Source organism: Achromobacter sp. Bel (genome assembly GCF_012928505.1).
Taxonomy (GTDB): Bacteria; Pseudomonadota; Gammaproteobacteria; order Burkholderiales; family Burkholderiaceae_B; genus Achromobacter.
Genome location: NZ_JABBJN010000013.1, coordinates 94138 through 108110, shown reverse-complemented (window position 1 = coordinate 108110; position 13973 = coordinate 94138). Strand labels below are relative to the sequence as shown.

The following is a 13973-nucleotide window of genomic DNA, read 5'->3' as shown; positions in this document are numbered from 1 at the left end:
CGCCGTGGGCGGTAGACCGGTTGCCGCCTAGTAGGGCAGAGTCCTGGCCCGGTATGCGTTCCAATGAAAAAACCACACCTGTTTTCCGGCCTTGCCGATGCCTTTCCTGCCCGCTGGCGGGACGAAATCCGCGCTGAGTTAGCAGAGGGCGAAAGCCTGCTGGCCTGGGTTGAAATAGACCTGGATCAGCGGCTGAAGTTCCAGCCCGGATTGATCGCGGCCACCGACCGCCGCCTGTTGGCCCGCAATTCCGACGATAACGGTTGGGATTCCTGGGTCTATGGCCCCCAATTAACGCTGAACCTGTCCGACCACGCCGGCGCCGCCGTGCTGGAGCTGCACGACGATAACGCCCGCCTGGCCGTCTGGCGGTTCACGCTGGCCCGCAATCCGGCGGCGTTGCGCCTGTTGGCGCAGTTCGAAGCGCAGCAGGCGATCCGGCTGTCCGGCTATCAGGAACAGGAACGGGCGGAACGGACCTGCACCAACTGTAATAACGTCATTCCCGCAGGCGAGGAAGAATGCCCCGCCTGCCACCAGGAGCAGGCGGCGCCGTCCACCACCTGGGCGCTCCTGCGCCTGTGGCGTTTCGCCCGCCCGTACCGCGGCCCGTTGCTGGCCGGTTTCATCCTGACGCTGCTGGGCACGGCCGCCACCCTGGTGCCGCCGTACCTGACCATGCCGCTGATGGACGATGTGCTGATCCCGTTCCAGAACGGCGCGCCCATCGACTACAGCAAGGTCCGCCTCTACCTGAGCGGCCTCCTGGCGTCCGCCTTTCTGGCCTGGGGGTTGGGCTGGGCCCGGACCTACATTTTGGCCTGGGTCAGCGAACGCATCGGCGCCGACCTGCGCACCACCACCTATGAGCATTTGCAGCAGCTGTCGCTGGAGTATTTCGGCGGCAAGCGCACGGGTGACCTGATCTCGCGCATCGGCAGCGAAACCGACCGCATCTGCGTGTTCCTGTCGCTGCATCTGCTGGACTTCGCCAACGACATCCTGATGATCGTCATGACGGCGGTGATCCTGGTGTCGATCAACCCATGGCTGGCGCTGGTCACGCTGGTGCCGCTGCCGTTCATCATCTGGATGATCCACGCGGTACGCGACCGCCTGCGCCACGGCTTTGAAAAGGTCGACCGCATCTGGTCCGAGATCACCAACGTGCTGGCCGACACCATTCCGGGCATCCGCGTGGTGAAGGCTTTCGCGCAGGAAAAGCGCGAAGTGGCGCGTTTCCGCGAAGCCAACAACCGCAACCTGGAAGTCAACGACCGGGTGAACACGACCTGGTCGCTGTTTTCCCCCACCGTTACGCTGCTGACGGAAGTGGGCTTGCTGGTCGTGTGGATCTTCGGCATCTGGCAAGTCTCGCAAAAGCAGATCACCGTGGGCGTCCTGGCCGCGTTCCTGGCGTATATCGGGCGCTTCTACATGCGCCTGGATTCGATGAGCCGCATTGTCTCGGTCACGCAGAAAGCGGCGGCTGGCGCCAAGCGGATTTTCGACATCCTGGACCACGTCTCCAGCGTGCCGGAACCGCAGAATCCGGCCAAGCTGCCGCAGATCAACGGGCGCATCGAATTGCGCGACGTGGGGTTCCGCTACGGCAACCGCCAGGTCATCCGCGGACTGGACCTGACCATCGCGCCGGGCGAAATGATCGGCCTGGTGGGCCACAGCGGTTCGGGCAAGAGCACGCTGATCAACCTGATCTGCCGTTTCTATGACGTGTCCGAAGGCGCGATTCTGGTCGACGGCGCCGACATCCGCTCGGTGCGCGTGGCGGACTACCGCCGCAACATCGGGCTGGTACTGCAAGAGCCGTTCCTGTTTTTTGGCACCATCGCCGAGAACATCGCCTACGGCAAACCCGACGCGACGCGCGATGAAATCGTGGCCGCGGCCCGCGCCGCCCATGCGCACGAGTTCATCCTGCGCTTGCCGCACGGGTACGACTCGCTGGTGGGCGAGCGCGGCCAGGCCCTGTCGGGCGGCGAACGCCAGCGCATCTCGATCGCCCGCGCGTTGCTGATCGACCCGCGCATCCTGATCCTGGATGAAGCGACGTCGTCGGTGGACACCACGACCGAGAAGGAAATCCAGAAGGCGCTGGACAATCTGGTGCGCGGCCGCACCACCATCGCCATCGCCCACCGCCTGAGCACCCTGCGCAAGGCCGACCGCCTGGTCGTGCTGGACCGCGGCCAGATCGTGGAGCAGGGGCCGCACGAAGAACTGATGGCCCGCGAGGGCGCCTACTATCGCCTCTACCAGGCGCAGGCGCGCCAGGCGGAAGCCGACGCGCAGGCGTCGGGCAGCGAAGACATGGCCGCCGTGGCCTGACGCCGAACCGGGATTATCGTCATGACGTTGCCGTCTTTTCAACTGCGCCGCAACGCCTTCGGGCGCCTTGAATATCAATCCGCCGACGGCGAGACGCATGAAGGGGTCATCCCCGTGCGCGCCTTCCCGATCAGCGAAGCGGGCCGGGGCCTGTCGCTGGTGACCAGCGACGGCCACGAACTGGTGTGGATCGAACACCTGTCCGATGTGCCCGAGGGGCCACGCGCGCTGATCGAAGAAGAACTGGCGGGCCGGGAATTCATGCCCGAGATCCGCAAGCTGGCCAGCGTGTCCACGTACGCCACGCCCAGCACCTGGAAGGTGGAAACGGACCGCGGCCCCACGTCCTTTGTCCTGCGCGGCGAAGAAGATATCCGCCGGCTTAGCCCGCAGACGCTGCTGATCGCCGACAGCCACGGCATCTTCTATCTGGTGCGCGACATCCTGTCGTTGGACAAACATAGCCGCAAGATGCTGGACCGCTTCCTCTAGCGCTTGAACGGCGTGTGGCCTTCCAGTTCACCCAGGTAATCCGTCACGGCCGACGTCTCTTCGTCCAGAAAGTTCTGGATCGCCTCGGCGAAGCCGGGATGGGCGACCCAATGCGCCGACCACGTCGGCGTGGGCAGCAGGCCGCGCGCCATCTTGTGCTCACCCTGCGCGCCGCCTTCGAAACGGGCGATGCCGTGCGCGATGCAGTACGCGATCGACTGCATGTAGCAGGTCTCGAAATGCAGCCCCGGCACATATTCCGTCGCGCCCCAATAGCGGCCGTAGAGCGCGTCGCCGCCCGCCAGGTTCAGCGCCGCCGCGACCGGCTCGCCGCTGCGCTCGGCCAGGATCAGCACGAAGGCGTCGGGCTGCTCGCGGTGCGCGCGCACGAAGAAGTCGCGGTTCAGATAGGGCGGATTGCCATGCTGGAAATAGGTGCGGCAATAGCAGTCGTAGAAGAAACCGAGTTCCGCGTCGCCGATCTCGCCGCCACGCAGCCAGCGGTACGACAAACCGGCCGCGGCGACCTTCTTCCGGTCTTGCCGGATCTTCTTGCGCTTGTCGTGGCTCATCAGCGCCAGGAATGCGTCGACGTCCGCGTAGCCGGCATTGGTCCAATGGAACTGCACGCTTTCGCGGATCATGAAGCCGGCGTCGCGCAGCGCGCGCATGTCGGCATCGGACGGAAACAGGACGTGCAGCGACGACACCTTGATCTCTTCGGCGAAGGCGACCAGGCCGCGCACGAGCGTGGCGCGGTCTTCGTCGTTGGACGCCAGCAGGCGCGGCCCCGTCACCGGGGTGTAGGGGATGGCCGACAACAGCTTGGGGTAGTAGCGCATGCCGTGGCGCTGGAAGGCATCGGCCCACGCATAGTCGAACACGTACTCGCCGCGCGAATGCGATTTCAGGTAGAGCGGCGTGGCCGCGGCCAACGCGTCGCCGCGCCACAGCGCCAGGAAATGCGGCGCCCAGCCCGTGCCGGGTGAGGCGCAGCCGGTCTCGTGCAGGGCACAGAGGAAGGCGTGCCGTAGAAAGGGCTGGTCGCCCGCCAGCGCATCCCATTGCTGGGCGTCGATGCGGGACAGGTCGGTTTCGATGGTCAGGCGCAGGGAATCCATCCGTGAATGATAAAGTCATCGTCAACGCACGGTACTGAAACCGTGGGTGTTGTCAGGGTTTGAAGCGGCGCCGCGCCGCCTGGGGTTTGCAATCATCATGGACAGCGACACGATGCCTTCCACGCAGGAAGGACTGGGTCAGCACTGCCTGCGCGGGCAGGCACTGGCGGCCTTGGCCGCTTTGGAGTGGCCCGAAAAAATGGCGGCGGTGCGCGCCATCGCCGATACCGCGACGCTGGACCGCGAGCGGGCGTTCGCGACGCCTGCCGGCTTGCCCGGCCGTCCGGCACGGCCAGAACTGGTCGCGCCGGCGCAGGTCAAGCACCGTTCCATGGCCACCCAGGAAGGGCGCGCGGCGTTGCTGCATGCACTGGCCCATATCGAATTCAACGCGGTCAATCTGGCGCTGGACATCCTTTGGCGCTTTGCCGGCATGCCCGACGCGTTCTACCGGGATTGGCTGCGCGTCGCCCGCGAAGAGGCCTATCACTTCGACCTGCTGCGCCAGCGGCTGGCCGCGCTGGGGTTTGCCTATGGCGATTTCCCGGCGCACAACGGCCTGTGGGACATGGCCGAACGGACGCGCGGCGATCTGCTGGCCCGTCTGGCGCTGGTGCCGCGCACGCTGGAGGCGCGCGGCCTGGACGCCTCGCCCATGATCCGCAACAAGCTGGCCGGGGCGGGCGACGCCGACAGCGCGGCCATCGTCGACATCATCCTGCGCGACGAGATCGGCCACGTCGCCATCGGCAACCACTGGTTCAAGCGGTTGTGCGCCGAAGCCGGGCAGGAGCCTGTCGCCTGCTATGCCGAATTGGCGCAGCGCTACGACGCGCCCCGGCTGCGCGGCCCCTTCAACCTGGAGGCGCGCCGCGCAGCGGGCTTCGACGATGATGAACTTGCCGCGCTGCAAGCGGGCTGATTGGATCCGCCCGCATCCGCTCGCCCACGCCGAACATCCCAAGGAACCCTGCACATGAAGTCCCTATTGGCCACTGCGCTTTCCGGCGCCGCCCTGACCTTGTTGACGGGCGCCGCCCAGACCGCGCAGGCGGCGGAACCCTTTGCAGCCTGCCTGTCGCAACTGCGCGGCCCCGCGCTCAAGGCGGGTGTGTCGGGCGCCACCTTCGACAGGCACACGGCCGGCCTGGCCCCCGACATGGCGGTGATCGGCCTGCTGGACGCCCAACCTGAATTCAAGACGCCGATCTGGGACTATATGGCGGGGCTGGTCGATGACGAACGCGTGTCGGACGGGCAGGCCGGCATGGCGCGCTGGCAGTCCGAGCTGGATCGGGCCGCGTCGCGGTACGGGGTGGACCCGGCCACCATCGCGGCCGTATGGGGCGTGGAAAGCAATTTCGGCCGCACGCTGGGCGGCCGGCCGCTGCTGACGTCGCTGTCCACGCTGTCCTGCTTTGGCCGCCGCCAGGCGTATTTCCGGGGCGAATTCTTCGCCACCCTGAAGATCATCCAGGACGAGCACATTGCGCCCGACCGGCTGGTCGGGTCCTGGGCTGGCGCGTTCGGGCAGACCCAGTTCATGCCGTCCACCTATCTGCGGCTGGCCGTGGATTTCGATGGCGACGGCCGCCGCGACCTGGTCGACAGCGTGCCGGACGCACTGGCCTCCACCGCCAACTTCCTGAAGCGCGCCGGCTGGAATCCTGCGCTGGACTGGGGCTACGAGGTCAGGCTTCCGGCCGGCGTGGACACCGCGGGCGCGGGCCGCAAGAACAAGCGCCCGATGTCGTCCTGGGCCAGGCAAGGCGTGACAAGGGCGGACGGGCAGCCTTTGCCCGGGGGCGACACGCCTGCCGGCCTGCTGCTGCCGGCAGGCCGCAACGGCCCCGCCTTTCTGGTGACGCGCAACTTCGACGCCCTGTATTCCTACAACGCGGCGGAAAGCTACGCGCTGGCGATCGCCCATTTGTCCGACCGGTTGCGCGGCGCCGGCCCGTTGACGCAGGCCTGGCCGACGGACGATCCCGGGCTGTCGCGGGCGGAACGGCGCGAGCTGCAGCGCCTGCTGATTGCCAAAGGCTATGACGTGGGCGAGCCCGATGGCATGATCGGCGCCCGCACGCGCCAGGCCTTGCAGGCGGCGCAGCGGGAACTCGGTTTGCCCGCCGACGGCCGCGCGGGGCAGAAGGCGCTGAAGGCCTTGAAGGCGTCGGCGGCCGCCAAGGGGCCAGGCTGACCCGCCACGATTTACAAGTTTTGCAAAGATCGGGCCTCAGGTAACGGGGCTGACATGCGTTGCGCCCGTCGCGGCCCTATACTGGTTTTTCGACTTTTCAGGAGCATGGCGATGAGTCTGTTGGATACCTTGGCCTCGATGGCCGGCGGCGGTCAGCAAGGGGGCTCGGCATCGCTGCTGCCCGCGCTGATCGAACAATTGAACAAGTACCCGGGCGGGCTGAGCGGTCTGATCGCCAGCTTCCAGCAGGGCGGTTTGAGCGAGATCGTGGCCTCATGGGTGGGCACCGGGCAGAACCTGCCGGTCAGTGCCGATCAGCTCGGTTCGGTGCTGGACCCTGGCGTCGTCAATGATCTGGCCGCCAAGACTGGCCAGGATACCGATTCCGTGCTGGGTTCCCTGTCCTCGCTGCTGCCGCAGCTGGTCGACAAGGCCACGCCGGAAGGCGCGGTGCAGCCGGGCCAGCAGTTCAACCCGACCGACCTTCTGGCTTCGCTGTCCGGCCTGTTCGGCAACCGCGGCTGAAGGCGGCACAGGATCTTCTCCTGACCCGCCGTCTGCTGGCATCCCCCTTCCGCCGGCGCCTGCTTCAGGCGCTGGCGCTGGGTGCGTTGGCGCCGCTGGCCGCCTGTGCGCCGCCGCTGTCGCTGAACGCCACGTTCCTGCAATTGTGGCGCAGCCACCTGGACCTGAGCCCCGACGATTGGCGCTTGCGGCTGTCCGCCTATCGGCGGCTGGGCTGCCGCGAGGTCTTCCTGCAATGGGTCGGACTGGAAGGCGGGCGTCCGGACGACTGGATGGCGCCAGATGCCGTGCTGCGCAACATCTTCGACGAAGCCGAACGCCAGGGGCTTGGCGTGCATGTCGGCCTTCCCTACGACCAGCGCTGGTGGGATGTGCTGGCCGGCAAAGACAAGGCGGCGTTCACGGGCTTTTTGGACCAGACCCGCGCGCGGGGCGTGGCCTATATGGAATCTGCCTCCTGGCCCAAGCGCCGCGCATTCCGCGGCTGGTATCTGCCGTATGAGCTGGAGCAGTACAACTGGGCATCGGCCGAGCGCCAGGCGCAACTGATCCCGTGGCTGGATGCGTTCTCGCGTACGGCCCAGGCGACCAGCCCGGGCGTCCCCTGTATCTCGACTTATCACAGCCGACTGCCCGGCGACGGGTCGCTGATGGCGCTGTGGCGTGGCATCCTCGACCACGTGCGCATCCATCCGATGATCCAGGATGGCGTGGGCGTGGCTGGCCTGGCGAATTATCAGGCGCTGGAACCGTTGCACGACATGCTGCTGGCGCGCCGGGCCTCGTTCGACCTGATCATGGAACTGTTCGAGGAGCTACCGTCCGGCAGCACCGACGGATCTACCTTCAAGGCGCGTTCCGCCGATTTCGCCCGCGTGAAAGCGCAATGGGAAGTGGCCCGCGGCTATGGGGCCAAACGGGTCGTGGCGTTTGCGCTGGACCCTTGGGTCATCGATGACACGCCCGAGGCGCGCGCGTTGATGCGCGCGTGGCTGGCGGCGCGCGTGTGAGCGCGCGTCAGTTGAAACTGCGGCCGATGATTTCCAGCATGACTTCGCTGGTGCCGCCGAATATCCGCAGCGCGCGCGCGTCGACCCAGGCGCGGCCGATGCCGTATTCCGCCATGTATCCGTAGCCGCCATACATCTGCAGCAGGTCGTCCAGCACGCGGCCCTGGATGTCGGTGGCGTTCAGCTTGGCGATGGCAGCCGTCGTGGGGTCCAGCTCACCCGCCATCTGGCGCGCCAGGCAGTCGTCCAGGAACACGCGCAGCATCGTGGTTTGCGCGCGGGCGTTGGCCAGCTTGAAGCGCGTGTTCTGATAGTCGATCACGCGGCGGCTGAAGACCTTGCGGTCGCGGGTGTATTGCGCGGCTTCGTCCAGCATGCCTTCGACCGAGGCGGCGGCGCGCAAGGCGATCGCCAGCCGCTCGCGCGCCAGTTCGCGGGTCATGTATTCGAAAGCGGCGTTTTCCTGGCCCAGCAGGCAATCCGCCGGTACCCGGACGTCATCGAAGTAGAGCTCGCAGGTGTCCTGGCTGTGCTGGCCGATCTTGTCCAGCGCCGCGCCCTTGGTATAGCCGGGCAGGTTTTCTTCGACGCAGAACAGCGACAGGCCGCGCGCGCCGTGGTCCGGGTCGGTGCTGGCCAGCACGACGGCCAGACCGGCATTGACGCCGTTGGTGATGAAGGTCTTCTGGCCGCTCAGCACGTAGTGGTCGCCGTCGCGGCGCGCCCGCGTGCGGATGGCCTTCAGGTCGCTGCCGGCGCCGGGTTCGGTCAGGGCGATGGCGCCGATGATTTCGCCGCGCGTCATAGCAGGCAGCCAGCGTTCCTTTTGCGCCTCGGTGCCGAAGTTCAGCAGATAGGGCGACACCATGTCGGAATGGATCGAAAAGCCGATGCCCAGGAAGTTGGCATGGGCCAGTTCTTCGATTACGACGGTGGCGTGGCCGAAGTCGCCGCCCAGGCCGTACGGCTCAGGCAGGGCGCAGTTGAGCAGGCCTTCTTCGCCTGCGCGCCGCCAGAGCGAGCGCGGCGTGACGCCGGCCTTTTCCCATTCGGCATAGTGGGGCGCGATCTCGTTGGCGACAAAGCGCCGGACCTGATCGCGGAACAGTTCGTGGTCATCCCGGAAAACACGGCGCATGGCGTCTCCTTAGCGGCGGTAGGGGTCCGTGGCACTGACCTGGCCGCGCAGTACCGGCGCGGCCGCGGTCCCGGTCAGGAACAGGCTGTAGTGGTCGCCGGGCTGTAGCGCTGGCAAGGACAGCGTGGGGGAGGCGGCGCCGCCGCAGCCGGCCGCCAATGTGGCGCTGACCGGGTTGATCGCGCGGGCGGCCGCCGCGCCCGGCTTCACGTCCTGGAACAGCGCGGGTCCGGATGGGCTGACGCCCAATTGGCCGGCGGGGCAGTCGGCCACCAGGTTGTAGAAGCGCAGTTCCGCCTTCAGCGCGTCCTGCGCGCCGTTGCTGTCGTCGATGACGGCGAACGTCAGTTTGCCGTCCGCCCGCCGGGGGATCAGCGTGCTGAAGGTATCGGGAGCCACTTGCAGGCTGGCGGCCGGTTTACCGTCCACCTGCACGGTGAATGCCTGGTTGCCTTTTACGATGGCGTAGGTCGTGGCGGGCTTGGCCGCGCCGGCAGCCTGCGCCGGCCCGTCGGCGATCTGCACGCGCAATGGCGCGGCGTCCGGGTTCACGATGCGCACGAACGAGGATCCGGCTGGCGGACGGGCGGCATAGAGCTGCGCGAAGGCGCCTTCGGCCGCCGCATTGCCGGCCATGGCGGCCAGCGCAAGGACAAGCGCCGCATTGCGAGAAATGATGGGCATGGTTCAGGACTCCGGTTTTTTGCTGAGGCGGGCGTCCAGGTACAGGCGCTGCAGCTGCTTGCGGTCCGCCTTGTCCGTGCTGGTTGTGGGGAAGCGGTGGCAGGCGACCAGTTCGGACGGGATCATGTAGGGCGGCAGGCGGCGTCCCAGCTCGGTCTTCCAATCCTGCAGTTCCGGCGGCAACGGCTGCAAGCCGTCGGGGCCCGCGACCGCCGGTTCCACAAAGCCGATCAGCCGGACGATGACGCCATCGGGGCGGCGCAAGGCGACCGCGGTGCCCGCGCGCGCGCCGGGCAGCATGGCGATGGCCGCGTCGATCTCGGCGAGCTCGATGCGGTAGCCGTGCAGTTTGATCTGGTCGTCGACGCGGCCACGGAAGGTGACCAGGCCTTGTGCATCGATTTCGCCCAGGTCGCCGCTGCGGTATCCGCGCTTGCCGTTGCGCGTGAACATGCGCGAAGCGTTCAGATCCGGGCGGTTCAGGTAGCCGCGCATCACGTGATCGCCCGCGATGCTGATTTCACCGTTTTCGATGAAAACATCCGCGTAGGGCTTAGCCCGGCCGATCGGGAACGGGTTGGGCGCGGCGGCGCGCAGGGCCGGATCGATCTCGACCCAGGTCGTGGAGCAGGTGGCTTCCGTCGGCCCGTAGGAATTGATGATGCGGACCTGCGGAAACCGCTGCCACAATGCCTCGGCCATCGGCGGCGTCAGGGATTCCGCGCCGAACACGAAGACGCGCAGGTCAGGCAAGTGGGCGTGGTCGAAGTCGGGGTTGAACAGCTGCTGTCGCACGAACGATGGCGTCGAAGCCCAGACATTGATGCGGGTGTCGGCCAGGTACTGGATGAACGCGTCGCGTTCGGCGATGGTTTCGCGCGGGCACAGCACGCAGGCGCCGCCCAGCTCCAGCGCGCCCACCCAGTTGAACAACGAAAAGTCGAAGCTGAACAGCATCTGGTCCATGAACGCCGGCGCGAGGCCGAGGCCCAGGCAGTCCCGTATCCAGCCTGCGAAGAGCGTGACGCTTTCCCGCCCGATCTGCACCCCCTTGGGATCGCCCGTGCTGCCGGACGTGAACATGATGTAGGCCAGCCCCGCTTCGGCCAGCGGCGCCGGCGCGGCGCAGCCCGGGAGGAAGGCGCGCGCTTGCGCGTCGTAGCGCAGGCCTGCGCGGACCAGCTCGCCGATGCGCGCGATGCGCTCGGGCGGGTTGATGACGTCCACCGGCACGAAGGGCACGCCCAGCCGCAGGCACCCCAGGATGGCCACCAGGAACGCGGTTTCCTTGTGGCCCGAGATGGCTAGCGGCACGCCCGCCGTGGCGCCGGCCTGGCGCGCGGCCTGTTCCCACGCTTCGGTGGCGGCCTTCAACTCGCCCCACGTCGTGGCGCCGTGTGCGTCGACGACCGCGACGGCGTCGGCGCCGGCCACCGTGTCGGCAAAATCATAGGTGTTGAAATCGAAACGCATGGTCCCGTCCTCCTGGCGGCCGGCGTGCGCGTCACGCGCGGGCGTTCTCCGCAATGAATGCGGCAAGCGTGTGCACGGACTCCAGGTGCACGTCGATTTCGGTCGGGGGGATCTTGCAGCCGAATTCGCGTTCCACGGCAAGCGCCAGGTCCACGGCGGCCAGCGAATCCACGAGGCCGGAGTCGATCAGCAGCGTGTCGGGGTCGACCTTGGTCAGGATGATGCCTTCGATGATGTCCGAGACTTTGGCCTCGATGGTCTTGATGTCCATAGGATGCTCCAGGACCGCATCGCGGTCAGAATTGGAAATAGAGGAACCGGGTTTCCTTGTGCAGGTTTACCAGGCAAAGCAAGAGCAGCACCCCCATCGCGGCCAGCCAGGCCGCGTTGGGGCGCCACCGCATGAAGGCGCGAGGCGCTTCCTGCGTCTTGAAAAGCGCGGGCGAATAACGGCCCAGGATCTGGTGCGCATTGGGCGTGAACCAGGCGATGCCAAGCAACACGACCGCATAGACCAGTTGCAGGTGATGGCCCACGACGACGCGCCAGGCGTCGCCCCAGGCCAGACCGGCCACATGCGTGGACAGGTCCAGCGATTCCATGCCGCGCATGCCCACCATGCCCTGCATCAGCAGCATCGCGTCGCCCACGCCATGGGCGCGGAAGAACGCCTGCGCCACCAGTACCGCCACGAAGGTCAGCAGGATGCACAGCGCGCGCTTGGCGCCGCCCACCTTGCGCGCGGCGGCTGGCTTGCGGCCCACTACGAAGATCCGCCAGGCGTGGTTCACCGACAGGTACATGGCGTGCAGCAGCCCGAAGACGATGAACTGCAGGCCCGCGCCGTGCCACACGCCGGCCAGCGTCATCGTGAACAGTGTCGGGAACACGATGCTGCTGACGAATCCGCCCGCCGTGCTGATACCCGCGGACCCCACCGGCAGGTTCCGGTCCGTGCGCCATTTCGACACCGCCATCGCCACGGGGTAGTACAGGTAGGCGGTGATGTAGCGGGTCAGCGTCATGTGCCAGCGCGCCCAGAAATCGATGATGCTGCTGGCTTTGTAGGGTGAATTGAAGTTCAGCGGGAAGCGGATGCCGAACATTTTGGCCAGGCCCAGCGCCATGTCCGAGTAGCCCGAAAAATCGAAGTACAGCTGCAGCGCGTAGCAGACGCTGGCGCCCCACGATCCCCAGAACATCAATTCGCCCGGCGCGGCAAAGCCGGCGTCCGCATAGGGCGCGATGCCATCGGCCAGCAGCACCTTCTTGGCCAGCCCGATCACGAACAGCATGGCGCCGACCGACAGGTTTTCGGCCCTGAAGCGATAGTTCTCGGGTTGCGCGAACTGCGGCATCATCTCCTTGTGATGCAGGATGGGGCCGGCGATCAAGTGCGGAAAGAACGTGACGAACAGCACGTAGCTGAGCAGGCTGCGCTCCTTCACCACGCCCGCCTTGCAATCCAGCAGATAGCCGATCTGCGTGAACGTGAAGAACGAAATACCCAACGGCAGGATGATGTCGTCCATCGTTGTTTGAGTCACCCCCAGGTCGGTCAGGAAGTTCAGCAGCGTGGCGAAGTACTTGTAATGGAACAGCAGCACCAGGTCCGCGCCCACGCCCAGTCCCACGATCAGCCCTTGCAGCCGGGGCCGTCCCGCGTTGTGCAGGATCAACTGGCTGACCACGTAGTTGAACGCGATGGAGCCGGCCAGGAGCACCACGAACTGCGGGTTCCACCAGCCATAGAAGACCAGCGAAGTCAGGCACAGCCACAACGCCGCCAGGCGCACGTTCAAGGGTCCCAGCGCGTAATAGACGGCGAGTGTGACCGGCAGGAAGATCAGCAGGAACAGGTAGGAGTTGAATAGCATCTTGGTTCGCTACGGCAGGCCGGCCAGCACGGCCTTTTCGTCCGGGGTCAGCGGCAGGGACAAGGCGTTTTCCGAGAATTCCCAGATCAGCACCTTCAGGCTCTTGGGCCATTGATCGCGCTGCTTCAGCGCGATCTGCAACGCTCCCGAGAACTGCCCGCCGTCCAGGCTCATGTTCCAGACTTCGCGGCCCAGGCCGATGCCCAGCCGTTGCGCGAACTGGCTGCGGCGGCCGTTGGACGTGCCCGCCAGCAGCACTTGCACGGGCGGCGCTTCGTCCAGCAGCCCGCCGGCGCGCACGGGTTCGATTTTCTGTTCCGCAACCACTTCCAGCTCGGGGCGCCAGCCCGGCCGCGCATGCTCCAGCCCTGCCAGCACGATCAGGTCGCCCATCCGCGTCGCGGCGGGCGCTGGGGCATCGGTCTTGAACGCTTGCGTGCCGGGCCCTTGCAACAGGGGCAAGGCCGCCTCGGCCACGCGCTGCGCGGCGGCCTGCGCGCCCTGCGCATTCATGTGCACATCGGTGCGGAAGAAGCGGGGGGCGGGCGCGGCCTGCAGCGCATCGCGCAGGTCCACGAAAGGCACGCCCTGCGCGCGCAAGGCATCCTGCCATGCATCCAGCGTCCGGCGCATCGGCATCGACACCGGCAGGCCGCAGAGCCGGTCAGCTTCGATACGCGATTTATCCGGCACGGCGACGACCAGCACCTGCACCTGCTTCTTGCGCAGTTCATCCACCCAGTGCCGCATCAGGCGCACGCGTTCATTGAAAACATGGACGCCCGGTTGCGGGCGCAATCCGTCGCGGTAGAACAGCCATTGCGGGCAGCCCATCGCGACCTGGTCGCCCAGATCGCCCAGTACGCGGTAGCGCACCGAGGCGTTCCAGGTGTCCACGTCGGCCTGCCTGGGCAGATGCATGGCTTTGTTCAACACGCCGCCCGCCGATCCGTCGGCCCAGGCGGAGGGCGACACCTCGGCCGGGCTGATCTTGGCGTCGACCAGGCACCAGACGCCCCATCCCAGGCCGGCCGCCAGCAGCAGCGCGACCACGCAGGCGCTCAGCCGGTGGCTGGGCGCGACGGTTTTGTCGGAGGGCTCCAC

General features: G+C 66.9%; 13 protein-coding genes. 6 read left to right on the top strand and 7 right to left on the bottom strand.

Going from position 1 to position 13973, the window contains the following annotated elements; all coding sequences use genetic code 11:
* Nucleotides 1-63: 63 nt before the first annotated feature.
* Together HG262_RS11050 and HG262_RS11045 are read left to right on the top strand one after the other, a co-directional pair.
* Complete coding sequence (locus HG262_RS11050) at nucleotides 64-2349, top strand: ABC transporter transmembrane domain-containing protein (RefSeq protein ID WP_169271056.1); 2286 nt, start codon at nucleotides 64-66, stop codon at nucleotides 2347-2349.
* A 21-nt stretch (nucleotides 2350-2370) separates the two neighbouring features.
* Nucleotides 2371-2841, top strand: coding sequence for a DUF1854 domain-containing protein (locus tag HG262_RS11045; protein WP_169271055.1), 471 nt, complete (start codon nucleotides 2371-2373; stop codon nucleotides 2839-2841).
* On the opposite strand, the gene HG262_RS11040 is transcribed toward HG262_RS11045, so the two are convergent.
* Nucleotides 2838-3962: a GNAT family N-acetyltransferase gene (locus HG262_RS11040; protein WP_169271054.1), complete on the bottom strand. Its 1125-nt coding sequence runs from the start codon at nucleotides 3960-3962 to the stop codon at nucleotides 2838-2840. The two genes, HG262_RS11045 and HG262_RS11040, sit on opposite strands and share 4 nt — an antisense overlap.
* Nucleotides 3963-4059: 97 nt before the next feature.
* Here HG262_RS11040 and HG262_RS11035 point away from each other — a divergent pair, with 97 nt between their 5' ends.
* The 4 genes from HG262_RS11035 to HG262_RS11020 all read left to right on the top strand — a co-directional run bounded on the left by HG262_RS11035 (nucleotide 4060) and on the right by HG262_RS11020 (nucleotide 7697).
* On the top strand, nucleotides 4060-4884 hold the full coding sequence (locus tag HG262_RS11035) for a ferritin-like domain-containing protein (RefSeq protein WP_169271053.1): 825 nt from the start codon (nucleotides 4060-4062) through the stop codon (nucleotides 4882-4884).
* A gap of 54 nt (nucleotides 4885-4938) precedes the next feature.
* The gene (locus tag HG262_RS11030) at nucleotides 4939-6162 is read left to right on the top strand and encodes a lytic murein transglycosylase (protein ID WP_169271052.1); all 1224 of its coding nucleotides are present in this window, start codon (nucleotides 4939-4941) and stop codon (nucleotides 6160-6162) included.
* Nucleotides 6163-6273: 111 nt separating this feature from the next.
* Entirely contained in the window at nucleotides 6274-6687 is a 414-nt protein-coding gene (locus HG262_RS11025) for a YidB family protein (protein WP_006225169.1), read from the top strand.
* A gap of 86 nt (nucleotides 6688-6773) precedes the next feature.
* On the top strand, nucleotides 6774-7697 hold the full coding sequence (locus tag HG262_RS11020) for a DUF4434 domain-containing protein (protein WP_248293325.1): 924 nt from the start codon (nucleotides 6774-6776) through the stop codon (nucleotides 7695-7697).
* 7 nt (nucleotides 7698-7704) lie between these two features.
* On the opposite strand, the gene HG262_RS11015 is transcribed toward HG262_RS11020, so the two are convergent.
* The 6 genes from HG262_RS11015 to HG262_RS10990 are packed head-to-tail and all read right to left on the bottom strand — an operon-like array spanning nucleotide 7705 to nucleotide 13973.
* Entirely contained in the window at nucleotides 7705-8835 is a 1131-nt protein-coding gene (locus HG262_RS11015) for an acyl-CoA dehydrogenase family protein (protein ID WP_169271051.1), read from the bottom strand.
* A gap of 9 nt (nucleotides 8836-8844) precedes the next feature.
* On the bottom strand, nucleotides 8845-9519 hold the full coding sequence (locus HG262_RS11010) for an alginate O-acetyltransferase AlgF (RefSeq protein ID WP_169271050.1): 675 nt from the start codon (nucleotides 9517-9519) through the stop codon (nucleotides 8845-8847).
* A 3-nt stretch (nucleotides 9520-9522) separates the two neighbouring features.
* Nucleotides 9523-10992, bottom strand: coding sequence for an AMP-binding protein (locus tag HG262_RS11005; RefSeq protein ID WP_169271049.1), 1470 nt, complete (start codon nucleotides 10990-10992; stop codon nucleotides 9523-9525).
* 31 nt (nucleotides 10993-11023) lie between these two features.
* The gene (locus HG262_RS11000; protein ID WP_169271048.1) at nucleotides 11024-11263 is read right to left on the bottom strand and encodes an acyl carrier protein; all 240 of its coding nucleotides are present in this window, start codon (nucleotides 11261-11263) and stop codon (nucleotides 11024-11026) included.
* A 25-nt stretch (nucleotides 11264-11288) separates the two neighbouring features.
* Nucleotides 11289-12869 (bottom strand): MBOAT family protein, encoded by a 1581-nt coding sequence (locus tag HG262_RS10995; RefSeq protein WP_169271047.1) that lies wholly within the window; start codon nucleotides 12867-12869, stop codon nucleotides 11289-11291.
* Nucleotides 12870-12878: 9 nt separating this feature from the next.
* Nucleotides 12879-13973, bottom strand: a complete 1095-nt coding sequence (locus tag HG262_RS10990; protein WP_169271046.1) for a cell division protein FtsQ — start codon at nucleotides 13971-13973, stop codon at nucleotides 12879-12881.